This window comes from Pseudoduganella rivuli (assembly GCF_009674485.1).
Taxonomy (GTDB): Bacteria; Pseudomonadota; Gammaproteobacteria; order Burkholderiales; family Burkholderiaceae_D; genus Rugamonas; species Rugamonas rivuli_B.
On sequence record NZ_WKJJ01000007.1, the window covers coordinates 98,174 to 121,711 of the forward strand.

The 23,538-nt window shown below is 62.8% G+C and carries 21 protein-coding genes and 1 tRNA gene; 12 read left to right on the top strand and 10 right to left on the bottom strand.

Going from position 1 to position 23,538, the window contains the following annotated elements; translation table 11 throughout:
* The first annotated feature begins 7 nt into the window (after positions 1-7).
* From GJ700_RS12745 to GJ700_RS12780, 8 genes are all read left to right on the top strand, one after another.
* On the top strand, positions 8-550 hold the full coding sequence (locus tag GJ700_RS12745) for a hypothetical protein (RefSeq protein WP_154374290.1): 543 nt from the start codon (positions 8-10) through the stop codon (positions 548-550).
* Positions 550-1,104 carry a hypothetical protein gene (locus GJ700_RS12750; protein ID WP_154374292.1) on the top strand — a complete coding sequence of 185 codons (555 nt, stop codon included), beginning with the start codon at positions 550-552 and terminating at the stop codon, positions 1,102-1,104. The genes GJ700_RS12745 and GJ700_RS12750 overlap by 1 nt, the downstream gene beginning before the upstream one ends.
* Positions 1,104-1,553 (top strand): hypothetical protein, encoded by a 450-nt coding sequence (locus GJ700_RS12755; RefSeq protein ID WP_154374294.1) that lies wholly within the window; start codon positions 1,104-1,106, stop codon positions 1,551-1,553. Before GJ700_RS12750 ends, GJ700_RS12755 begins: the two co-directional genes overlap by 1 nt.
* A gap of 16 nt (positions 1,554-1,569) precedes the next feature.
* The gene (locus GJ700_RS12760) at positions 1,570-2,001 is read left to right on the top strand and encodes a hypothetical protein (RefSeq protein ID WP_154374296.1); all 432 of its coding nucleotides are present in this window, start codon (positions 1,570-1,572) and stop codon (positions 1,999-2,001) included.
* Positions 1,998-2,621 carry a glycoside hydrolase family 19 protein gene (locus GJ700_RS12765; protein ID WP_154374298.1) on the top strand — a complete coding sequence of 208 codons (624 nt, stop codon included), beginning with the start codon at positions 1,998-2,000 and terminating at the stop codon, positions 2,619-2,621. The genes GJ700_RS12760 and GJ700_RS12765 overlap by 4 nt, the downstream gene beginning before the upstream one ends.
* Positions 2,618-2,983, top strand: a complete 366-nt coding sequence (locus GJ700_RS12770; RefSeq protein ID WP_154374300.1) for a hypothetical protein — start codon at positions 2,618-2,620, stop codon at positions 2,981-2,983. Before GJ700_RS12765 ends, GJ700_RS12770 begins: the two co-directional genes overlap by 4 nt.
* Positions 2,980-3,240: a hypothetical protein gene (locus GJ700_RS12775; RefSeq protein ID WP_154374302.1), complete on the top strand. Its 261-nt coding sequence runs from the start codon at positions 2,980-2,982 to the stop codon at positions 3,238-3,240. Before GJ700_RS12770 ends, GJ700_RS12775 begins: the two co-directional genes overlap by 4 nt.
* A 110-nt stretch (positions 3,241-3,350) precedes the next feature.
* The gene (locus GJ700_RS12780; RefSeq protein WP_195763880.1) at positions 3,351-3,704 is read left to right on the top strand and encodes a hypothetical protein; all 354 of its coding nucleotides are present in this window, start codon (positions 3,351-3,353) and stop codon (positions 3,702-3,704) included.
* On the opposite strand, the gene GJ700_RS12785 is transcribed toward GJ700_RS12780, so the two are convergent.
* Positions 3,699-4,688 carry a tyrosine-type recombinase/integrase gene (locus GJ700_RS12785; RefSeq protein WP_154374306.1) on the bottom strand — a complete coding sequence of 330 codons (990 nt, stop codon included), beginning with the start codon at positions 4,686-4,688 and terminating at the stop codon, positions 3,699-3,701. The genes GJ700_RS12780 and GJ700_RS12785 overlap by 6 nt on opposite strands.
* 167 nt (positions 4,689-4,855) lie before the next feature.
* Positions 4,856-4,940: transfer RNA gene (locus tag GJ700_RS12790), tRNA-Leu, on the bottom strand.
* 230 nt (positions 4,941-5,170) lie between these two features.
* Here GJ700_RS12790 and GJ700_RS12795 point away from each other — a divergent pair.
* A complete protein-coding gene (locus tag GJ700_RS12795; protein WP_154374308.1) occupies positions 5,171-6,892 on the top strand; it encodes a Na/Pi cotransporter family protein in 1,722 nt (573 codons plus the stop codon).
* Position 6,893: 1 nt separating this feature from the next.
* Here the strand turns inward: GJ700_RS12795 and GJ700_RS12800 are convergent, their stop codons facing one another.
* The 8 genes from GJ700_RS12800 to GJ700_RS12835 form a co-directional block, all read right to left on the bottom strand.
* Complete coding sequence (locus tag GJ700_RS12800; RefSeq protein ID WP_154374310.1) at positions 6,894-7,430, bottom strand: hypothetical protein; 537 nt, start codon at positions 7,428-7,430, stop codon at positions 6,894-6,896.
* A 109-nt stretch (positions 7,431-7,539) separates the two neighbouring features.
* On the bottom strand, positions 7,540-8,166 hold the full coding sequence (locus tag GJ700_RS12805; protein WP_154374312.1) for a YbhB/YbcL family Raf kinase inhibitor-like protein: 627 nt from the start codon (positions 8,164-8,166) through the stop codon (positions 7,540-7,542).
* Between the two features lie 40 nt (positions 8,167-8,206).
* Positions 8,207-8,959 (bottom strand): maleate cis-trans isomerase family protein, encoded by a 753-nt coding sequence (locus tag GJ700_RS12810; RefSeq protein ID WP_154374314.1) that lies wholly within the window; start codon positions 8,957-8,959, stop codon positions 8,207-8,209.
* Between the two features lie 17 nt (positions 8,960-8,976).
* On the bottom strand, positions 8,977-10,278 hold the full coding sequence (locus GJ700_RS12815; protein WP_195763881.1) for an MFS transporter: 1,302 nt from the start codon (positions 10,276-10,278) through the stop codon (positions 8,977-8,979).
* Between the two features lie 126 nt (positions 10,279-10,404).
* Complete coding sequence (locus GJ700_RS12820; RefSeq protein ID WP_154374316.1) at positions 10,405-11,292, bottom strand: LysR substrate-binding domain-containing protein; 888 nt, start codon at positions 11,290-11,292, stop codon at positions 10,405-10,407.
* Positions 11,282-12,127, bottom strand: a complete 846-nt coding sequence (locus GJ700_RS12825) for a helix-turn-helix transcriptional regulator (protein ID WP_229506964.1) — start codon at positions 12,125-12,127, stop codon at positions 11,282-11,284. Before GJ700_RS12825 ends, GJ700_RS12820 begins: the two co-directional genes overlap by 11 nt.
* A gap of 128 nt (positions 12,128-12,255) precedes the next feature.
* Positions 12,256-16,581: an AMP-binding protein gene (locus GJ700_RS12830; protein WP_154374318.1), complete on the bottom strand. Its 4,326-nt coding sequence runs from the start codon at positions 16,579-16,581 to the stop codon at positions 12,256-12,258.
* Between the two features lie 349 nt (positions 16,582-16,930).
* On the bottom strand, positions 16,931-17,485 hold the full coding sequence (locus GJ700_RS12835) for a YbhB/YbcL family Raf kinase inhibitor-like protein (RefSeq protein ID WP_229506965.1): 555 nt from the start codon (positions 17,483-17,485) through the stop codon (positions 16,931-16,933).
* 259 nt (positions 17,486-17,744) lie between these two features.
* On the opposite strand from GJ700_RS12835, the gene GJ700_RS12840 reads away from it, so the two are divergent.
* The 3 genes from GJ700_RS12840 (at position 17,745) to GJ700_RS12850 (ending at position 23,491) form a co-directional block, all read left to right on the top strand.
* A complete protein-coding gene (locus tag GJ700_RS12840) occupies positions 17,745-19,028 on the top strand; it encodes a 2-hydroxycarboxylate transporter family protein (RefSeq protein ID WP_371867944.1) in 1,284 nt (427 codons plus the stop codon).
* Between the two features lie 162 nt (positions 19,029-19,190).
* On the top strand, positions 19,191-21,806 hold the full coding sequence (locus GJ700_RS12845; RefSeq protein ID WP_154374319.1) for a glycoside hydrolase family 2 protein: 2,616 nt from the start codon (positions 19,191-19,193) through the stop codon (positions 21,804-21,806).
* 161 nt (positions 21,807-21,967) lie between these two features.
* The gene (locus GJ700_RS12850; protein WP_154374321.1) at positions 21,968-23,491 is read left to right on the top strand and encodes a tryptophan halogenase family protein; all 1,524 of its coding nucleotides are present in this window, start codon (positions 21,968-21,970) and stop codon (positions 23,489-23,491) included.
* The last annotated feature ends 47 nt before the right edge of the window (positions 23,492-23,538 follow it).

Sequence of the window (23,538 nt, forward strand, 5' to 3'; positions counted from 1 at the left end):
ATCACACATGTCAAATTCAAGTGCAGGCACATTGCCGGCGCAACTGGTGCGCCATTGCGATCTGGGTCCGCTGGCGTATATGCGGCCAGACGACATGGTGCAGCCGTTCATGTATGTGCGCGATGAAAAAGCGCAAGGCACGTATGGTGGCAATACAACTGGTGCTGGGTATTACGACCGGACATTGAACACGGTGGTTGTCAATACGATACCGGCGGCGTCATTGTCATCGAACCAGATTACGCTGCCGCCCGGCACATACGACTTTGAAATAATCACGCCATTCTATTCGACGACCGCAGGCTCCTATGTTTTCCGGGCAAATCTCTACAACGTCACCGATTCCGCAATAGTGGCATACGGCCCAATTGGGTCAGCAGCCGGCTCAGATACTGTATGCGCAAAGTGCAGGGTCACGATTTCGGCAACCAAGACATTTAAGGTCCAGACATACTGCACTGCCGCGCTCACCAACGCGCTCGGCTACGCCTTGAATGTATCTGGTCAGGTGGAAATTTACAGTGAAGTTCGAATCTACAAGGTGAGCTGATGGACTATGTGACTTACGATGAAAATCGCGCGCTGACAGGTCGCTACACTGGCCAAGAGCCGCAGGACGGCGAGCAGTATTTCGAATTGACGGAGCCGCTTGAGTTGAGCTGGACCGCGTATCGCATGAACGAAGCGCGCGATGGCCTGGAGCTGGTGCCGCCGGCCGAGCCGCCAGCGGTCGACCTGCCCGCGCTCCGCCAAGCGCTGGCCGCCGGCATCGATGAACACATCGCCGCCATTTACCGGCGCTTCACCCGATTCGAAAGCGAGTACACGGCACGCGAAGCGGCGGCCCGTGCATTCGCCGCCGCGGAATACGAGGGCGACCCCGGCACCTGGGTGTCCGCGTTCGCTACGGCGGCCGGGATGACGAACGAGGCGGCCGCCGACCTGATCATCGCCCAGGCCGATACGCTGCGCACGGCGCTGGAGTTGTTGGGCGCGCTGCGCATGCGCAAATACGAAGTACTGGGTGCCGAGGATGTGGAGGGCGCCCAGGGTACGCATGGCGACATCGTCGCGCAGGCCGATACCATCGCTGCGGGGCTGTGATGCTGCGCGCTGCGTTCTACCGTGGCACCCACGCGGGCCTATCAGGCCTGTACAACCGCGCAGTGCGCAGGTGGACGCGCAGCGCGTATTCGCACGTTGAATTAGTCTTCAGCGATGGCCAGTCGGCCAGCTCGTCGTATATTGATGGGGGCGTTCGGTTTAAGCAGATCGCCTACACGTCCAGCGACTGGGACTTCATCGACCTGCCTCCGTGGCTTGAGCACAAGGCCCGCGCCTGGTTCGAATTCCACGAGGGCGACGGTTACGACCTGTGGGGCAACCTGCATTTTATCGTGGCGCCAGTCGGCGACGATAAGGATCGCTGGTTCTGCAGCGAGGCAGTGGCCGCGGCGCTCGGCTTCCCGGATCCTGGCCGATACGACCCCGGCACGCTATTCAGCACACTTTCCCGTCTCTCAACCCTCCAACCCGCTTCGGCGGGTTTTTAATGCCATGAAAGCTGACATGCCCGCCTTTGAAACCACATCCGCTGGTGCTGCCGCCGTAAAGATTTTCGGCGTTCCCGTCATTGCCGGCGCGGCTGCGACCGCGCTGACGTTCTGCTTCATGTGGCCGAAAACCCGCCACGAGGCATTCATCCGGTTCACCTGCTCGATCCTGACTTCGATCATCCTGGGCCCGATCTGCATGGCCGCGCTGCACAGCTGGTGGCCCGACATTTTTGTATCCGCCAAGGCCATTGCCGCAATGGAAGGCCTGGACCCGGCCATGGGCATGCTGGTGGTTGCCGGGCCGGTCATGATGCTGGCCGGGCTGCCGGCGTGGTGGCTGCTGGGCGGCGTCGTGCTCTGGCTCGAGCGCCGGCGCGGGAAGGACATCGCGGAAATCGCGCATGATGCGGCCGATGCAGTCAAAGACGTGCGGGGTGCGCTGTGACGCCGCGCCAGCTCGCGGTCATAATGCCGCGCGCGCCGGCGGCGGCGTTCGTGCCCGTGCTGACGGCTGCCATGGCGGAATTCGGCATTGACACGCCACTGGATCAGGCCGCATTCCTGGCGACCGTGGCGCACGAATCCGCGCAGCTGACGTGCCTGGAAGAGAACCTGAACTATTCCGCAGAGGCGTTGATGCGCACGTGGCCGTCCCGCTTTCCACCTGCGACAGCCGCCATCTATGCCAGGCAACCGGAGCGCATCGGCAACAGGGCTTACGCGAACCGGGAAGGTAACCGGGACGAGGGCAGCGGCGACGGCTGGCGCAACCGCGGCGCCGGCGCCATCCAGATCACGTTCGAAAATGGCCACGCCGCATGCGCGCGGCATTTCGGCATCCCGCGCGATCAGGTGGCGGCCTGGCTGCGCACGCCCGAGGGCGCATGCCGGTCTGCTGGATGGTTCTGGCAGACGAACGGTATCAGCGCCTGGGCCAACGTCGGAGACTTTGACGGCGTGTCGGACAAGGTCAACCGGGGCAAAAAGACGGCGGCCCTGGGCGACTCCATCGGCTGGAAAGATCGGCTGGCCTATTACCAAACTGCGCTGAAGGTGCTTTCATGATTGCGGCATGGTGGCGGTTGCTGGCCATCGTGCTGGCCGTCCTGCTGCTGACGGTGGGCGCCATCGGCGGCACCGGCTGGTGGCTGGCGGCCGCCGCGCGCGACAAGGCGCAGGCCGACCTGACGACTGAGCGGAGCGTATCCGGCCAACTGCGCGCCGGAATCGATGACCAGAACAGGGCGATCAAGCAGCTGGGCGATGCGCAGCTGGCCGCTGAGGCGCGCGGCGTCGCAGCCATGCAGCAGGCGGCGGCCGCCGGCAAGCGCTTCGACGACGCGCTGCGGCGTATGGACGGCGCGCGCGTCACAACATGCGCGGACGCGATGCCGTTCGTGAACCAGATGCTGGAGGATGTCCGATGAAAATCGTGAACTTGACCAAATTGGCAAGTTTGGCCGTGCTGGCCGGGTGCGCCGGCCCCGCGCCAATCACCCAGCGTGTCGAAGTTCCCGTCTTTACACCATGTGTAAAGGTGGTGCCGCAGCGGCCGGCGTTCGAGTTCGACAAGCTGGACGCCGCCGTCAGCGATGGCCGGAAGGTCATGGCGCTGGCGCGGGACTGGGTGCGCGGGCGGAAGTACGAAGGCGAGCTGGAAGCGGTGGTGGCCGGCTGCCGCTGAGTGGTGGCAGTTTACAATTTAACTACACAGTTTATGCTGTATGCATATACAGTATTTATGGTGATGTTATGAATGGACCTGGCTCGGCTGCCATGCCTATGCAAGGGAACGTGCGAAAGCGCCCGCAGGCAGTGCCGGCGACGGTGCGGCTATTGCGAAACAACGGTGAGCGTGTCACCAAAGAACAGTTGGACGCCTCGGAGCCGCTGCGCGGCTATTTCATCATCAACCCACCCGAAACCGGCCCCGGTGCGCGCCGGTTCAAAAGCATCGCTGAGCTGTGGCGCACGCCTGGTGGGGAGTATGGTGACGTTCATAAGCCACTCATAAACCCGGTGATCGAAAAATGGGACGAGCGCGGCGCAATTTTCAGCGGCTACGAGATCAACACTATGGACGGCCGGACCGTCCAGCACGTGCAGGTTTGGCTGGTAAAGCTTTCGGCCGGTGCAGGTGAGTTATAGTTTCTTAGCAATGTCCGCCGCCGACTCGTTGTAGTAAACCTGCAGCATTCGCAAATCCTTGTGCCCGACTACTCGCGCCAACTCGAGTACATTAAGCTTGCTCGCCAGTCTGGTAATCGCCTCGTGGCGCGTGTCGTGGAACGTAAGATTCTCGATCTCGGTCCGCGCCTTAGCCTTCCGGAACAACGCGTCCAAGCTGGCGGCCGTTATGCCAAAGCATGCATCCTGCGGCTTGCCGGCTGGGAGGAGTTTCAGCAGATCCGCGGCCCGGGCCGATAGTGGCACGTCGCGTTTGGACCCATTCTTTGTACGGGGCAGGTGGACGACGTTATCGTAGACGTGTTCCCAGGTCAAATTGCAAATTTCCCCAGCTCGCATGGCTGTTTCGATGGCAAACAGAAATGCCACGGCCACGGCGTCTGACTTTGTGGCGACCTCGCCCGCAAATCCCAGTGCCAGACAGATACGGTCAATTTCGTCCTCGGTGATGCGACGATCACGTGGTGGCGCGCCCTTCGGTCGACGTACGTCGGCGGTAGGGCTGACGGCGATCCACTTCCATTCCCTGCGCGCCGTCGTGAAGACATGGGATAGCAGATTTAATTCCCGATTGACGGTGGCGCCGGCCACGTCTTTCAGGCGCATGTCGCGCCACTTGCCGATGAGTTCGGCAGTGACATCGCTGACCCGGATTTCGCCGAACGTCAAATCCCCTAGTTTGTGCATGCTGATTGCACGTAACCGGATTTCCTCCCACCGCTCGCCGCGTTTGTGCGCGGAAACTTCAATCAGGTAGCGGTCGAAGGCGTCCTGGCATGTTTTGTCGGTATTGACGCCCGTGTCGGCCATGCGGCGCAATTGCGCTTCGCGCTCGGCGGCCCAGGCTTGCGCTTCAGCCTTGGTCGAAAAAGTACATGAATCGCGCTGTCCTTTGATCGACAGCTGAACACGCCAACCTGTCTTCTGTTTTGTAATCGACGCCATAATCTCCCCTGTGCTGGGGAGATTATGGGGAATTTTCGGGGAGTTGGGGAAGTTTTTATATCGCCAAACATCGCCAAATGCAAATCAGGCTAAGCGTTATAAGACAACGTAAGTTGTTGAATTTACTAAATATATCACTAAAACTAGCCAGTTATGAGCGGGTGTTCTGGTGCTCCGAGCCGGAATCGAACCGGCACGCCTTGCGGCGGCAGATTTTAAGTCTGCAGTGTCTACCAATTTCACCATCGGAGCTGCGTGAGCGCGACATTATGCCATGTTCGCAACATAATCACCAGAGCAACATTGATAGCTTGGCTGTTGTGCCGGCGCCAAACCGCAACGCCTTGTGCGGCCGGCCAATCGTGTGGCGCGGAGGTCCCGCTCATCAGTGTTAGTATGGAAACACTGGCTGCCCCGTAGCGTCGGGGCGGCGGTTGCACGATGCCGGCCGGGATTGCAATCGGCGGCAGAAGGGGGCTGCGATGGGTGTCAAGGTGCTGTTGGACTTGCTGGGGGGCGTTGCGCTGTTGCTGTGGGGACTGCACATGGTACACAGCGGCATCGTGCGCGCGTTTGGGAGCCGGATCCGGCGATTTCTCAGCCTGATTTTGCAAAACCGTTACCGGGCGTTTGCCGCCGGTGTGGGCGTGACGGCGATTTTGCAAAGCAGTACCGCCACGGCGCTGATGCTGAGCTCATTCACCGCCTCCGGCCTCGTGGGGCTGGTCCCGGCGCTGGCCGTGCTGCTGGGGGCGAATGTCGGCACCACGTTGATCGTCCAGCTGCTGTCGTTCGATTCCTCGGCTTTTGCACCGGTGCTGCTGATTTTCGGCGTCGCCGCCTTTAAACGGGGCACGCGCACCATCGTCAAGGACGTGGGACGGGTCGCGGTCGGCCTGGGCCTGATGCTGCTGTCGCTGCATTTGCTGCTCGACAGCCTGGCGCCCGCCGAGCATGCGCCCGTCGCGCGCCAGTTGTTTGCCGCCGTGACGGGGGAACCCGTGCTGGCGCTGCTGATCGGCACCGTGATGGCGTGGGCCGCCCATTCCAGCGTCGCCACCATCCTGCTGACGATGTCGCTGGGCGCGGCGAATTTCCTGACGCCGGTGGCGGTGCTGGCGCTGGTGCTGGGCGCCAATCTGGGGAGCGCGCTCAATCCGCTGATGGAGACGGGCAGCCTGAATCCCGCCCACCGGCGCCTGCCGGTCGGCAACCTGATCAACCGCATCGTCGGCTGCATCCTGTTCCTGCCACTGCTGGACCCGACTGCCCGCCTGATCCAGTCCATCGATCCGAATCCCGTGCGGCTGGCGGCGGATTTTCATGCGCTGTTCAATATCGTCATGGCCTTGCTGTTCATCCTGCCGCTGGCGCGGTTTGCCCGGCTGCTTGAACGGATGCTGCCCGATGTGAAAAGCAGCAGCGACCTGTCCGTGCCGCTATACCTGGGCGAGAGCGTCAACGATACGCCGTCCGTGGCGCTGGCCTGCGCCGCGCGGGAAACGCTGCGCATGGGCGACATCGTCGACTCCATGCTGGAACAGGCCATGACGGCGATTGTCACCAATGACCGGAAACTGGTGACGGAAGTCAGCCAAAAGGATAACGCGGTGGACGGCCTGCATGAAGCCGTCAAGCTGTACGTCATCAATGTCACGCACGGGCCGCTGGATGAAGCGGAAGCGCGGCGCGCGCTGGAAGTGCTGAGCCTGGCGATCAACCTCGAGCATATCGGCGACATCATCGACAAGAACCTGATGGAGCTGGCCAGCAAGAAAATCAAGCGCCAGCTGCATTTTTCCGCGGAAGGCGCGCGCGAACTGCAGGAATTCCACCGCGTGGTGCGGGACAACCTGCGGCTGGCGATGACGATTTTCCTGTCCGGCGACGTCAAGTCGGCGCGCCACCTGCTGCAGGAAAAAGCCCGCATCCGCGAAATGGAATTTGCCGCCGCCGAAAACCACATCGCGCGGTTGAAGGAAGGGCGCATCGACAGCATGGAAACCAGCACGCTGCACATCGACATCCTGCGTGACTTGAAGCGGATTCATTCGCACATCTGCTCGGCCGCCTATGCCGCGCTGGAAACGGCGGGAGAATTGAACCGGCCACGCCGGCAGCCGACACCGGGCTGGGCCAATCCGCAGCAACCGTTCACCGTGCATGAAGGTGAAGCGGTGTTGAAAGGGAAAACGCGGGCGTGATTCAGGCGTGCCGCCGCAGCCAGGCTGCCGCAGCCTGCAGCGATGGCGCCCGCACCAGCAACAGTTCCCGCGATTCGGGCAGGCGGATGGCAAGTTCCACCATGGACGGCGCGGCGTCCCCGGTAAGCCAGTCCAGGTAAGCAAGACTTTCAGTCAGCGACAGCGAGCGGGCCTGCGCCTGAGTGAAAAATTCTTCCGCGAAGGTGCGCACGCCGATGCGGCCTGCAGCAAGATCACCATCACCGCCCAGTTCATGGCGGTGGACATTCACCTGCACCAGCGCGCCCGCTTCGCCGGCCCACGCGATGAAATGGCCCCGGTCGTGCAAGTCGCGCATGGCGCCGGGCGCGGTGACATCCCGCCGCGGCGCCATGTCCGTCAGCGACGCGGCAAATTCGACCAGGGCAACCCGGGCGGAACCGGGCAGCGGCCAGGCATTGTCGGTGAACAGCCACCGGACCTGATAGCCCTGCCGCTGCGCACGGTCTTGCAGGTAGCTGTCGAATTCATTGGCGATTGGTTGTACAGGGTTCGGCATGGCGGATAACAAGGATGGGCGGGCCGGAAATTCTATCGGGAGAATCCGGCCCGCCTGATCGGTTACGCCATATGCCGCCTATACTGGACAGCCCGCTCGCCAGGGGGGATTAACGCAGGTTCGGGTTCAGCGTATAGATGCCGGTGATGCTGGCTTCGGCCAGCACGTGGCCGGCCAGCGCGGCGCGCACGTTGGCGCCCGTCAGCGGACCATCGACGGCCAGGTGCGCCACGTCCAGCGCATACACGGTGAACGTGTAGTGGTGCACCAGCGTGTCGTTCCACGGTGGGCATGGGCCATCGTAGCCGAAGTAATTGCCTTTCATTTGCTCGTCGGCGGCAAACCAGCCGGTGTAGTCATTGATGCCGTGGCGCGTGCCGTTGGCGGCCGCGGGACCGGCCTTGCCGCCCGGCGTGACGCCTTTGCTGTGTTCACCGGCGGCGATTTCACGCGTGCCGGCCGGGATGTCCAGCAGCACCCAGTGGAAGAAGTCCACGCGCGGCAGCGAGGCAGGGACTTCTTTGCCTTCCTGGTTGACGTCTTCGCCGCTGCTCGGCACGTCAGGGTCATGGCAAATCAGGGCAAACGACTGGGTGCCAGCCGGGGCGTCGGTCCAGGCCAGGTGCGGGTTGCGGTTGCCGGACAGCGCGATGTGGTTGGCAGGGTGCACCACGGCAAAGGCGAATTCGCCTGGAATCATGGAGCCTTCGGTAAAGCTTTGGCTGGTCAGTTGCATGGATATTCCTTTTGTTGAGTGTTGATGGGACTGCATTACATTAAAACTTTCCGGACAGGACATAACCGGCATCCGGCACCACCGGTTTCAAGTCCAGCTTCTTCAGCATTTGATACACGGTGGCGACCGCCGCCGACAGCACCGGCTTGCCGATGCGGTCTTCCACCAGTTGAATCGCCGGCAGCGATGGCATTTGCACACAAGCCGACAGCACCACGGCATCCGCGTTGGCGTGGTCCAGGCGCTGCACGTGCTCCAGCAAATCCATGGGATTGAGTTTGCCGACCGCCAGGTTGTTGGATACTTCCAGGCTGATGGCGTCGGTGACCTTGATGCCGGCATCCTCGATATAGTCGACCACCAGTTTGGTCAATGGTTTCATGTACGGCGTGATGACGGCGACTTTCGCGAAGCGCAATTCGTTCAGGACGTCGACCAGCGCGCCGGCCGAACTGACCACGGGGGCCGGCGCATCGTTGGCCGCGATGGTTTTCGCCAGCCGCTGCTGCGATTCCAGGTGATAGCCGGGACCCTGGCTCATGATGGCGACCAGGCAGGCGTAGCCCAGCACGTCGCAGCGGGCGTCGCTCAGTTCCAGCGCGCAGCGGTCGCTGTCGACGTCCATTTTCTTCAATTCTTCCGGCGTCACATGCTTCATGCGCATGCGGGCCGAATGGAAGGTGAAGCGCTCGTCCGGGAATTGCCGGTAGCGGGCCTGCAGCATGGCAGGGATTTCGGTTTCCATCGTGGTGTTCGAGCTGGGCACGATCTGGCCGATACGGTAAGTACGCATGGTAAGACTCTCTGGGTTTAATTGCCGCTGGTGAGCACGGCGCCTTTGGTTTCACGCAGGGCGAACACCATCAGGGCCGCCAGCAGGTAGGAAAACGAAGCCAGCGCGATGGTGGTCGCGAAGCCGATGACGGGAATCAGCACCGGCACCAGCTTGATGCCGGCAATCGCGCCGACGCGGCCGAAGTTGAAGCAGAAGCCGGACGCGGTCGAGCGGATGCTGGTGGGGAACAGTTCCGAATACCAGGCGCCGAAGCCGCTGAAGTAACCGGTGAAGAAGCCCAGCAGCGACGACAGGACGCCCAGGGTCACGATGTTTTGCATGGTGAACGCCAGCTTGCCGTCGGTCAGCGGCATGGCGCTGGCGCTGAAGGTGAAGACCGGCACCATGAAGGCCATGCCCAGGAAAAACACGGCAAACGCGGAGCGGCGGCCGATCTTTTCAGCCAGGAAGCCATAGCCGATGTAGCCGGCAATGGCGCCCACCGCGTTCCACACCAGGAATACCGGGGCCTGGTCGATGCGCACTTTCAGGATGTTTTGCAGGAAGGCCGGCGTGAAGGTCAGGATGATCCAGTAGCCCAGCATGCCCAGCATGGAAATCGTCAGGGCCAGCAGCACGGAGCGCAAATGTTGCGGGCGGAAGATTTCAAACGGGCTGCTCTTGCCGCCGTTGCGCAGCATGTAGCCGCGGTTGGCCAGCCACACCGGCGATTCTTCCACGAACACCATCACAAAGACCAGCGTCAGGTAGGCCGGGATACTGGCGACAATGAACAGCGTGCGCCATGCCTCCGGATTGGCGGGATCGAGCAGGTTCCAGGCCAGCAGCGCGGCCAGCAGGTTGCCGCCGGACCAGCCGGTCTGCATGAAGGCAATCGCCTTGGCGCGGCCTTCCGGGCGCCACACTTCACTGACCAGCGCGGCTGCGGCGGACCACAGGCCGCCCACGGCAAAACCGACGATGAAGCGGTAAATATTGAGTTCAGCCAGGCTGTGGGCGTAACCGCACAACAAAGTGCCGGTGCCATAGGCCAGGATCGACAGCAAAATGGTTTTCTTGCGGCCGATCTTGTCGGAGATATTGCCCAGCGCATAGCCGCCCAGGCCGGTGGCCAACAGGAACCACGCGACAGTCGACACCACGTCGCCCATCGTGACGGCAAAGCTGCCGGCAATGGCGAGCATGACGAAACCAAAAACGCCCGCATCCATGGCGTCGAACAGCCAGGCCATCCACGAGCCCGTCAAGGTCAGGTATTGCCGTTGAACCGATGGCGGCGATGCTGCGCCCGCCATGCTGATATGTGCATGTTGCATATTCATCTCCAGTGGATAATCAAGAAAATATTATTTTTATGAATGGGATGATGAAAGAAGATGAAATATCCGTAAAGAATTCATTCGCGTGCGTGGCATCGCGAATTGCGATGGCAGTGAGCGTGGCTAATTATTCTTGTTCTGCAAATGCTCGAACAAGAGTTTGGCCGCCACCGATAAGCCGTCATAAGAACGGACACACATGTGAAGGCGGCGACGCGCCCACGCGTCGTCCAGCTCGATACTTTGCAGCGCCAGGCCGCTATATGCACGCAGGCTGGCTTTCGGCAAAATGCCGATGCCCACGCCGGCTTCCACCATTAAACATTGCGCGTCATAACCCAATACCTGGATACATAATTTCAGCGTGCGCCCCAATTTACTGGCGGCTTCCGCCATTTGATAATGCAGGCTGCTGCCGACATGTAATCCGACATAATCGTAATCCAGCGTTTCCTCGAACGAGACAGACTGGCGGCCCGCCAGCGCATGGTCTTCCGGTACGATCAATACCAGTTCATCGGTGCGGTAAGGGAAAATCTCCAGGTCATTACTGTGCGGGACATCCGTGAAAATGCCGATGTCGGCCTGGTTTTCCGCCACGCCGCGGATGATCGCGGTGCTGACTTTTTCTTCCAGGTTCACTTGCACCAGCGGATATTTATCCATGAACGATTTCAATGCCTGCGGCATGAATTGCGTCATGACGGAGACATTGGCCAGCACCCGCACCGAGCCGCGGGTGCCGGCGGCGAAGTCTTGCATTTGCAGCACGATGTTGTCGAGTTCATGCAGGACGCTGCGGGCCATGTTGATCAGCGCAAAGCCGGCAGCCGTGGCCTTGATGCCCTTGTTACTGCGGATCAGCAACTGCGTGCTGAGCCGGGATTCCAGCTCGCTGATGCGCTTGCTGACGGCGGGCGCGGCAATGTGATGGCGCGCGGCGGCGCCGGCAATCGTCCCGTCTTCGATCACACTGACGAATAATTGCAGCGATAAGGGATCAAGTTTCATCTCTATTGGTACGGGTTTTTCTCAATTCGCTAGGCGTAATGCCAAACAATTGCTTGAATTTATCGGTGAACCGGGATTGCGACGAATAGCCGCAACGTTCGGCAATACGGCCGATCGGGTCCATCGTGGTTTGCACCAGATGCAGGGCATGGCCCAGCCGGGTGCGGTTGATAATCGCGTGAATATCGGTGCCTTCGGCCTTGAGTTTTCGCCGCAGTGTGGATTCGCTCAGCGCGACTTTGGCGGTCACGCGGTCGACACTCCAGTCACCTGAAATATCTTCGCTGATCAAATCCTGTAATTGGTGGCTGAGGCTGGGATGCTCGGCAATGACACCCACATCGTCATAACCGCATTGATAAATTATTTGCAATAATTCCTTCTTGCGGAAATGCCAGGCCGCCGGGTGCGAATACGTCGACCATTCCATATACTGTTGCAGCGTTTTCGCCAGCATATAATCCAGGTTGCCCTGAAAGTATTTCTTACTCTGGTTTGTCGTGCGCTTGAATTGATTGAAATCGCTGTATTCGAAATCAATCAGCACGGCAAGATATTCCTCATTGACGGGAATATTGCGCATGTCAATGGTGGGACTGTTGGATAAAAACACAAAGCCGCCCGCCGGACACACGATTTCACTATCCTTGCCCAATTGCTTGACCCCTGCCAGTACGCAGATCAGCAACGGTTTCATGATGGGCGCATTCAGGATGTGCTGCTCGGTAATGGATGAATACAGGGAAAACGGCAAGGGTTTATCCACTTGCCGTGTTTTCTTTGCCGACTCCGTTAACTCTTGCAGATAGTCGTGCATGCGCTGATCAGCAGCCATAGGGCACCTCGTTAAAAAACAATGGAGACAATGATGTCAAATATAAATGTCATTTTACCAAGTTTCCCTATGTAAATACAGACCACCGATATCCGTGTGGGATGCCGGCAGTCCGTTGGCCCAAGCCGTTATGCGGCTTGCAGCATGCCGACGTCGGCCTGCACTTCCTGCCGCGCCGCGTCCACGATGCGGGCAATGGCGCGGATGTCCACCGCCGCCATGATGTCGGCAACGGGCAGGCTGACCTTGCGCTCCGGTGTGGAAAACGCGGTCTCCAGTGCGTGCGTGAACTGCACCACGCCCAGCGACGCCAGGCCGCAATCGACCAGGCTCCACTCCGGCTCCGCTTCCATGCCCGTCATGCGCAGCACGGTTTGCAGGATTTCGCCCAGCGAGTCCTTCGCTTGCACGGCTTGCTGCTGCTTGCCTCCCTTCAGGTAATTCACCAGGGTGGCGTAGCCGCGCCGGATCGCCGGATCGAGCGGTTCCACCATCTTGGTGAACAACACGGTCAGGCCCACCAGGTAGAAATACTCATACCATTCGACCGGCACCGGCTGCGGGCTGAACCAGTAGAAGCCCTTGCGGTAGCTCCACCAGTCCCACCACGTGCCGTGGCGGGTGAGGGCGTAGTACCACTGGCCCACCATTTGCTGGAACAGGAAGCAGCCATAGGCGGCCGGCGCGATCGTCTGCGACAGCGGGGTAAAGCGCAGCAGGCGCGCCGTGACGCCGCGGCCGGTACTGAGGGCGAATACCCACAGCAGGGTCACCGGGGCGAACATGCGCGAATAGATGTCGTCCCAGATCCGGTTCACGGCAGCCGCATCCGCATGCGAGTTGGCCGCTTCCGGGCGCATGAACCACGTGCTGGTGGTATCGCCGTGCGCAATATAGCCTTGCGCCACTTGCGCCACGCTCAGGGCAATGATCAGCAGGGTGATGGCGTCGGCGATGTAGCCCCAGATATGGGCGCGGCGCTGCTCGGCCGGACGCACGGCGTCGTACAGGAACGCGGCGCACATGCCTGCCACGAAATACACCATCCAGAAGGGCGCGAACAGGTAGAAGCCGAGGATCACGGCATTGTCCTTGCCGGCGGCCGCCAGCTGGGAGGCGGAGACCGGCAGCGCATGGCCGGTGGCCGGGTCGAACGAGACGAAGCCGGTGGCGTCCACCGCGTAGCCATACCAGAAGCCCATCAGGATCACCGCGTTGACGGCCAGGCCGGCCAACGTCAGCATCAGCAAACGTTTGGTGTTGCCGCGCGCTTTATACAGCGCGTTGTACAGGAACGGAAACACCACCAGGCACTGGAAGTAGACCGAGATGAACCACAGGTAAAAGCCCATGAACCACGACGCGCCCCACAACGGCGACGCCTGCAATCCGGCCGCATGAATGCCTACCGTCAGCAGCACGTTGGCCAGCCACGAATCCTGCACCAGCGGCGTGCCTTCGCAGAAGGCATGGCTGGCGTCGCCGGGCTGTCCATTCCAGTGGAACACGGCGGAGAAGGTCGACGGCTGGCAATCGACCAGCAAGTTGGCCAGTCCGAACAGCAGCGCCACCGCGTACAGCGGATACATGCCGGCGATGCGGCCGGTGATGTACGACAGCTTGCGGGTGATCACGGGCGGCATGAAAATCACCAGCGAGAAGCCGGCCACCGCGAAGAACGCGTGCACGTGCCACGGGAACTGGCGCAAGTTCGACACCGCGCCCCACGATTCGGTGGAACCGAAGTGCATGAACATCACGTAGCAGGCGAGGATGAAGCGCAAGCCTGCCAGCGTCGACCAGTCGACTTTGGGTGCATCGTGCCGGGCTGGCGCCGCTGCCGTTGCTGCGGCGGCCGGGGCAGTGCCTGCTTTTGCCGGTTTTTTTGCCGGTTTGTTGTGGAAGTCCACCGTGGTCACGGTCGGCTTGGCTGCGGGGCGGGCGCCCACTTGCAGCACGTCGGCCAGGCCGTTGCGGATGTATTTACGGCTGGCCGTCTTCGGCAATTCGTCGTCCGTCACCAGTTTCACGAAGGTGGGGAATTTGTAGGCTGCCAACCCTTTCAGGCGCAGCAATTCCCGGATTTCCCGCAGCGCTTCCTGCTGCGTGACGCGGCTGGCGAATTCGGTCTCCAGCACCAGTGCGCAGCCCACTTCTTCGCCGTACGTGTCGGACGGCACCGGGAAGCACACCGCCGTGTTGATCCACGGGTGCTGTGTCAGGATGTCTTCCACTTCGGCCGGCGCGATCTGTTCGCCGCCTTTCTTGATGAGTTCCTTCAGGCGGCCGCGCAGGGTCAGCGTGCCGTCCGGCGCCAGTTCGCCCAGGTCGCCTGTCAGGAACCAGGAATCGAGCTTGCCGTCATGGTGGGTGCGCAGCAGGAATCGGGACTGGTCGTTGGCGGCGGGATTGTCGCGGTAGCCGTCAAACAGCGTCGGACCGGAAATGGCCACGTCGCCCGCCGTGCCATACGGCAGCGGACGCAGCGTCACCGGGTCGACCACGGCCATCGATGCGGTCACCGGCACGCCCACGGCGCCGGGCAATTGGTGCCAGCTGGCACCGCTTTTCGGTGGCTGGGCAATCGGCATCAGTTCGGACATGCTATAGGTCGCCACCACTTCGCAGCCATAGGTGGTTTCCAGCACTTGCCTGTCCGCTTCCTTCAGCGCCGCAGCGCCGGAACGGATCATGCGCAAGCCGTGATCGCGCCAGCGGCCGTTGGCTTCCAGACTGTCGCCGGCCTGGTCGCGCAGGTAGCGTACGGTGGCGTTGTGGATGGTCGGGACGGCGGAATACCAGGTGGGACGCGGATTGGATTCCGACAGCGCTTCGACCATGGCTTGCGGGTTATACAGCCCTTCGCACGTGACGGAGGCGCCCACGGCGATACTGCACAGCAGCGACGCGCTGAGCCCGCCGATATGGTCGAGCGGCATCACGCTGTACGTGACGTCGCTGGCGTCGATGCCGATGCCGTCGGCCAGGATGGCCGCGTTCAAGACCAGGTCGCGCTGGCGTTGCGGCACGACCTTGGGTTTCGACGTGGTGCCGGACGTGCGCAGCAGCAGGCAGGTGGCGTGCGCCGGGTTGGCCAGCGCCGGCTGGTGCTGGAATCCCGTCACGGGGTTCAAATAGCGGAACAGGCCGGGCGTGGCCGCGCCATTGGTGGCCGCATAGTGCAGGTGGGCATGGCCTTGCTGCGCATACGCTTCAAACGCGGCTTTCACGCCGGGGGCGGCGACACCGTCGAACAGCACCATGTGCTTGACGCGGTACTGTTCCAGCGCCATCAGCGCATCGGCTTCCGTCATGCCGGGGCCGAACGGGACGGCGCACGTTTGCGAAGCGATCGACAGGAAGGCTGCCGCCGCGGTGGCGCTGCCGCCGGCCGGGGCCAGGTAGGCGACCACGTCGCCCGCCTGCACGCCGATGCGGCGCAAATCGCCGTCGCCGCCGGGCAGGCAAAACGCCAGCATGCGGCCATAGGTGGTGGCGACGCTGGCGTCGCGCTCGCGCGCATGGCGCAGCAGTGGCGCGTCGCCCGGCTGGGCCGCCAGCATGCCGAGGATGGTGTCGGGAACGGCGCCGGTGGCCAGCTTGACGGCCGTCAGCTGGACATCGCGGGCGACCGAACGGGCGCTCAGCGCGCTCGACGTCATCCACTCCGCCTGGTTCGCGCCGGACGGCGCCGATGCCGGCGCCGATACTGCGCCGGCGCCCATGAAGCAACCGCGCACCCGGGCGCACAGCGCGGCGTCGTCGCGGTGCAGGCGGTTGATTTCATGGCCGTCGTCCAGGTACAGCACATCGGACGCGGTGGTGTGAAGCGCCAGCGCCAGCGATTCGGACCAAGCCTTGTAGCCATCCTTGCGCCCGATCAGGTGCAGCGTCGGGATCGCGGGGAGCATGGCCGGCGCCTGGCCGAGGCCCGCGCGCGCGCGCAGTTCGGTCCAGGGAAACGGCGCGGCGGCGCACGCGATGACGGCGGATCCGAATGGCGCGCCATGCGTCAGCACGAATGGAATGACGCCGCCCGCGCGCTGGCGCAAGGCCGCTTGCAGGGCTTCGTCGTGCGGCAGGCCGTTGATCAGGGTGGCGATCACGCCGCCCTGGCTGAAACCGTAGACGCCGTCAAACGGGCCTTCGTTCTCCAGTACCGTGGCGACTTTCAGGATGGCGTCGCACAGGGCGTTGCGCAACACCTCCGGCGCCACGGTGCCGTCCGCGCCGTCGCGCGGGATCCACGAATACCACGGGCCGGCCACCAGGCCTTGCAGGCCGGGTCCCGGTTCGTTGACGGCCAGCGTGCCTTCGACGTGGATCACGTCGTACCCGGCGGCTGAAATGCCGAGGTTTTCCAGTTGCATTGCAGTGACGGCGCGGTTGCTGCCGCTGCCGTGTAGCGCCAATAGCCTTGGTTTGGCGCGACTTAGTTCTGTCGGTGTATTCATTTTGTTCCCATGTTTTGCGCGCACAGGCATGGTCCGGCCCTTGGCCGGCGCCGCGGCGTGCGTTATTCAAAATCAGGTTGCCAAGCGAGGACGAGGGACTTTGTCCAGGTCAATCGCGTACGAGAAAATAGCGCGCTGTGTTGGCGCGGTTTCCGCGTGTTACCTCAACCGTCCCCGGCGGGGAGGTGGATACAGCGCGGGCGGCCTCATTGCCGTCCGCAGCGGGCACGCGCGGCCTGTAGCCGCGCGCGGGCCGTTCCGGATGCCTGGTGTCAGACCCAGCATCCGGAACGGCGTCAAACCAGCCCCGGGAAGCAGCCGGAAGGCTGCCCCTCGCCGTGGCAGGCTGTCAGTCGCGCTTGTACAGCGCTTCGATGCTGCTCGATGCCAGCGCATGAGCGCGCACCATGTAGCCTGCCAGCGCGCCGGACGCTTCTTTTGGCAATTCCAGCTTCTTCGACAAGGCGTAGACGGTGAACTGGTAGCGGTGCACGCCGTGGCCTTTTGGCGGGCAGGCGCCGCCGAAGCCGGCGACACCGTAATCGTTCTTGATGCTGACGCTATCGCCAGGCGTGGCGTTTTTCGCCGGATCGCCGGCGCCGGCAGCCAGGGTGGTGACGTCTTTTGGAATGTTCACGACTTGCCAGTGCCACCAGCCGCTGCCGGTCGGCGCGTCAGGATCGTAGGCAAAGACGGCAAACGCTTCAGTGCCGGCTGGTGCGCCCGTCCACGACAATTGTGGCGAGGCATTGCCGCCGGCGCAGCCGAAGCCCTGGAATTCATGGGTGTTGCCCATGAATTTGCCTTGCGAAATGTCCGTGCTGGACAGCTTGAAGGTGTCGGCCATGGCGGAACCGGAGACCAGGGCGGCGAATGGCAGGGCGAATTGGATGAAGTGGCGCATAGGATGCAAATTCCCGTTTGGTTAAAAAAAATGCATCATAAATCGTTCGATCTGTTCGCGTTAGACCGAAAACCGTCAACTTTTATCCGGGTAGGCGCAGAAAGCGAATTGAAAGACTGGCCCGGTACAGTGTCGCCATCAGTTTGAAGGAGACACCATGCACGCGACTCAACCCCATTACACCCAGCCCGCCCCAGCGAAAACCGGACCGGTCCTCGAAGACAGCGCCCGCCAGAGCGGCGGCAAGACGCCCTGGCACATGCATGCGTGGCGCCTGATGGAAATGCGGATCGGCCTGATCCCGTTGCCGATCTACGTCTTGCTGGCGGCCCTGATCGGCGGTTTCATCGCGCAGGGCAAGGTGCCGACCGATATCTCCGTGTCGATCGCCGTGCTGGCGGTGGGCGGCTTCACTTGCGCGGAATTCGGCAAGCGCATCCCGTTGCTGCGCCATATCGGCGCCGCCGCCATCTTTGCCACGTTCGTGCCATCGTTCCTGGTGTATATGCACGCGATTCCGCCCGTGCTGCTGAAAAACGTGTCGGAATTCACCAAAAGCAGTAATTTCCTGTACCTGTTCATCGCGTCGATCGTGGTCGGCAGCATTTTCAGCATGGACCGCACGGTGCTGGTGAAAGGCTTCCTGAAAATCTTCGCGCCACTGGCGGCCGGCACGGTGGTGGCCGCGCTGGTGGGCACGGCGGTCGGCGCCGCGCTGGGCCTGGGCTGGCAGCATACGTTGTTCTTCATTGTCGTGCCGATCATGGCCGGCGGCGTGGGCGAGGGCGCGATTCCGCTGTCGATCGGCTATGCGGCCATCCTTGGCCATGCGCAGGGCGACATCTTTGCCGAAGTGCTGCCGCCCGTGATGCTGGGCAGCCTCAGCGCCATCCTGATGTCCGGCGCGCTGAATTTCGTCGGCAAGCGCTTCCCGCACCTGACCGGCGAAGGCCGCTTGCAGCCGGGCGCGGAAGAGGCGTTGCGCGTGGTGGAACTGCCGGCCGGCACGGTCGACGTGCCGCAGGTGGCGTCCGCCGGCCTGACCGCCATCGCGCTGTACATGGTGGGCCTGATGTCGCATAAATTGTTCGACTTCCCGGCGCCGGTGGTGATGCTGTTTGTCGCCGTGCTGCTGAAACTGTGCCGCGTGGTGTCGCCGCAATTGCAGCAGGCATCCCATGTGGTCTACAAATTCTTCTCGACCGCCGTCACCTATCCGCTGCTGTTCGCCATCGGCGCCGCGCTGACGCCCTGGGAAAAACTGATTGCCGCGTTCACGGTCGCCAACCTGATCACCATCGTGGCGACGGTGGCGTCGCTGATGGCCACCGGCTTTGTCGTGGGCCGCATGCTGAAAATGTATCCGATCGAGACCGCCATTATCAACGCGTGCCACAGCGGGCAGGGCGGCACCGGCGACGTCGCCATCCTGACGGCCGCCAACCGCATGCAAATGATGCCGTTCGCACAGATTGCCACCCGCATCGGCGGCGCGATTGTCGTGACGCTGGCGCTGTTTGCGTTGGCGCGGGTCGGCGTCTGACCGCCACGTTCTTCTTCCTCCTGTAGTGTTGCAGGCCCGCCGAGTGCGGGCCTTTTTTTTTCAGGCCCGGCAGGGCGATGGGAATGTATAAAATATGTAAAATACCAAACTTCCGCGCCCGGCGTTTTGCCATCAGCGAGGCAAATAAGAAGAGAGACATTGATGCGATTGACGAAAATCCTGTGGGTGCACCTGCTGATCCTGGCACATGCAGCGCTCCTGTTCGCCGCCGGTCCGGTCCGGGCTGCGGAACCCGTGCGCCAGGTTGTGCAACTGAACCGCGCCTGGACCTTTACGCTGGGCGATCCGGCAGGCGCTGAGACGGACGATCATGCCGACCGGGACTGGCAGCAAGTCAACCTGCCGCATTCGTTCAGCCTGCCGTATTTCCTCGGCCCGAACTTTTACGTGGGGTATGGCTGGTACCGCAGGAGCGTCGTCATGGATCAAGCCTGGCGGGGCAAGCGCCTGACCCTGGAATTCGATGGCGTGTTCCAGGATGCGGAAATTTACGTCAATGGCGTGAAGGCGGGGCGGCACCGCGGCGGCTATACCGGCTTTGCCATCGATATCACACGGCAGATGCGGCCGGGGTCCAACACGGTGGCGGTACGGGTCAACAATTTATGGAATGCGCAACTGTCGCCGCGCGCCGGCGAGCACCATTTCTCTGGCGGGATTTACCGCGACGTGCGCCTGGTCGCGACCGACCCGGTGCACGTGGCGTGGTATGGCACCTTCGTCACGACACCGGAGGTGTCCCCGGAGCGCGCCTCGCTGCGCATCCGCACCGAAGTCGAAAACACGGCCGGTACGGACCACGCCGTGACCCTGGTATCGCGCATCTATACGCCGGAGGGACGGCTGCTCACGCAGGAAACAGCCACCCGCGCCGTGCGTGCCGGCGCCACCGAAGTATTCGATCAGCAGCCGCCGGCGATCCGCCAGCCATCGCTGTGGGCGCCGGGTAATCCGGCGCTGTACCGGCTGGAGACGGAAGTGCGGCGCGACGGCCGCGTGGCCGACCGTTACAGCACCACGTTCGGCATCCGCTCGATCCGATGGACTGCCGACCGGGGCTTCTTCCTCAACGGTCAACATCTGTACCTGGTGGGCGCCAATGTCCACCAGGACCATGCCGGCTGGGGCGATGCCGTCAGCCATGCGGGCGCGCGGCGCGACATCGGCATGCTCAGGGACGCGGGGTTCAATTTCATACGCGGCTCGCATTACCCGCATGCGCCCGCGTTTTCCCGGGCGGCCGATGAACTGGGCATGCTGTTCTGGTCCGAGGCGCCGTTCTGGGGCATTGGCGGTTTTGGCGGCGAGGGCAACTGGTTTGCCAGCGCCTATCCGCCGAATCCGGACGACCGGCCCGGCTTCGAGGACAGCGTGCTGGCACAGACGGCGGAAATGATCCGTATCCACCGCAACCATCCCAGCATCATCGCGTGGAGCAACGGCAATGAATACTTCTTCAGCGCGCCGGAAACCATGGACGCGGTGCGCGCGTTCGTGCGCAGGCAGGTGGCATTGATGCGCACGCTGGATCCGACCCGCCCGGCCGCCACCGGCGGCGTGCAGCGCGGCGAAGTCGACCGCCTGGGCGACCTGGCGGGCTACAACGGCGATGGCGCCGCGCTGCCGGCCTACCTGAATCCGGGCCTGGCCAGCCTGGTCAGCGAATACGGCTCCACCATCGCGTCGCGACCCGGCGCCTACGAGCCGGGTTGGGGCAACCTGACCGAGCCGCCGGACCAGCGGGGCAGTGCGGCGCGTTATCCGTGGCGCTATCCGTGGCGCAGCGGTGAAGCGATCTGGGCGGGGTTCGACCATGGCACGATTGCCGACATCGATTTCGGCAAGATGGGCATGATCGACTATTTCCGCATCCCCAAGCGCCAATACTATTGGTACCGCAACGAATATCGGCAGGTGCCGCCCCCGGCGTGGCCGGGGCCGGGCCAGGCGTCGCAACTGTCGCTGACGGCCGACAAGACCGTCATCCATGGCACCCAGGGCCATGACGACGTGCAGTTGCTGGTGACGGTGCGCGACGCGCAGGGCAGGGCGCTCAGCAATTCGCCGGACGTTACGCTGACCATCGAGCGGGGCCCTGGCGAGTTCCCGACCGGCCGCAGCATCACGTTCCGGCACGACACGCCGGTCGATATCCGCGACGGCCAGGCGGCCATCGAGTTCCGCTCCTATTACGCGGGCAAATCCGTCATCCGCGCCTCGTCGCCGGGGCTGAAGGACGCGCTGCTGGTGATCCGCACGGAAGGACCGGACCCTTACATCGAAGGAAAGAGCCCGCTCGCCAGGGCCAGACCGCTGGTCAAGTATCCGGCACTGGCGCGGCGCGAACCCGGCGCGGCGCCCGGCAATGTCGTGATCAACCGGCCGACCGCCGCCACGTCGTCGGCGCCGGGCCGTCCGGCGTCGATGGCCAATGACGGCGATGACAACACGGCCTGGCAAGCGGCGGCGGCGGACGACCATCCGGCGTGGTCGATCGACCTGGAAAACATCTATGCGGTGCACGGCGTGGCGGTGCTGCAGCCTGGCCAGGCCGCGCTGGCCTATACCGTCGAGTTGTCGCTGGACCGCGTGCAGTGGCAGCCCCTGACGCCGGCGCAATTGCAGGCCGCGCAACTGCCGCCGGGTTTGCGGGCGCGCTTTGTGCGGGTGCGGTTTGCATCCCCCGCAGGCGCCGTGGCGGCACTCAGCGAGGTCAGGGTGCTGGCGGTTCCGGCTGCCGAGGCGCCCCCGTTGTAAGAGGGTGGCATGCGCGGCATTGGCCGCACTGGCGCCATTACGAAATTGACCAACCTGATACATGATTTAAAGCAATCAATGTTGTGCCGCCACCTGGCGCGAAGTGTTTGGTATATGTTTTGAGATCTGACACCAACCTGACAGCAGCAAGGAGACCCAACATGGCGGAATCAAGCAACCCTATCCGCAAAGTCGTCATCGTCGGCGGCGGCACGGCTGGCTGGATGACGGCCGCGCCCCTGGCGCTGGGCCTGGCCCGCGCCTGCGACATCACCCTGGTGGAATCGCCCGAGATCGGCACCGTCGGCGTCGGTGAAGCGACCTTGCCGACGCTGCGCCACTACAACATGGCGCTCGGCATCGATGACGCTGATTTCGTGAAGAAAACCCAGGCAACCTTCAAGCTCGGCATCGAGTTCAAGGATTGGGGCCACACGGGCAACCGCTTTTTCCACGGGTTCGGCGATTATGGTCCGGAGGTGGAAAACGGCGCGCCCCACATGGCGTGGCTGCGGTTGCTGCGCGACGTGAAAGACATGCCGCCTTTGGCAACCTTTTCCACCGCCGCCGCCATGGCCGGCGCCAACAAATTCACGCCGCCGTTCGGCGACGCGCCGGGCGCCTGCAACGCCTATTCGTACGCTTACCACTTTGACGCCAGCCTGTATGCGGCGTATCTGCGCGACTATGCGATGCGGCGCGGCGTCACGCGGATCGAAGGCAGGATCGTCGACGTGGAACAGCATTCGGAAACCGGCTTCATCACCGCCGTCAAACTCGATGACGGCCGCCGCATCGAGGGCGACTTGTTTGTCGACTGTTCCGGCTTCCGGGGCTTGCTGATCGAGGGCGTCTACCAGGCCGGCTATGACGACTGGAGCGCCATGCTGCCGTGCAACAGCGCGCTGGCCGTGCCGTGCGAAAAGACCACGCCGCTGACACCTTACACGACGTCGACCGCGAAAAGCGCGGGCTGGACCTGGCGCATCCCGCTGCAACACCGCACCGGCAATGGCCACGTCTATTGCAACAGTTTTACCAGCGACCAGGACGCGGCGCGCGTGTTGCTGGACGGCCTCGATGGCCGTGCACTGGACGACCCGCGCCAGCTGCGTTTCACAACGGGCCGGCGCCGCAAGTCATGGATCAAGAATTGCGTGGCGATTGGCTTGTCCAGCGGTTTCCTGGAACCACTGGAATCGACCAGCATCAACATCATAGAAAATTCCGTCAGCTGGCTGCTGGAACACTTCCCCGACCGCGATTGCAGTCCACACCTGGCCGATGAATACAACCGGCTGCTGTCGGAACGCTTCGAATACGTGCGCGACTTCATCATCCTGCACTACAAGCTGACCAACCGCACGGACTCGGAATTCTGGCGCTATTGCGCCGACATGGCGATCCCCGACACGCTCAAGCACCAGATTGAATTGTTCCGCGAAACCGGTCGGGTCGCGATCTATGACGAAAAAGGCTTTTCCGTGTCGTCCCACCTGGCCATCCTGCTGGGGCTGGGCGTGATGCCAAAACGCTATAACCCGCTGCTCGACAAGATGGACCCGCGGCCATTGCTGGCGCATTTTGCCCGCGTGCGCGACGTCATCCAGAACACTGTCGCGGCCATGCCGGACCACGCCGACTACATTGCCGGCCACGTGGCGGCGCCCGCGCTGGCTGCCTGATCCCGGCCGCTGTTCCTGCAACCGCCGCGCTGCCCTGCAACGCGGCG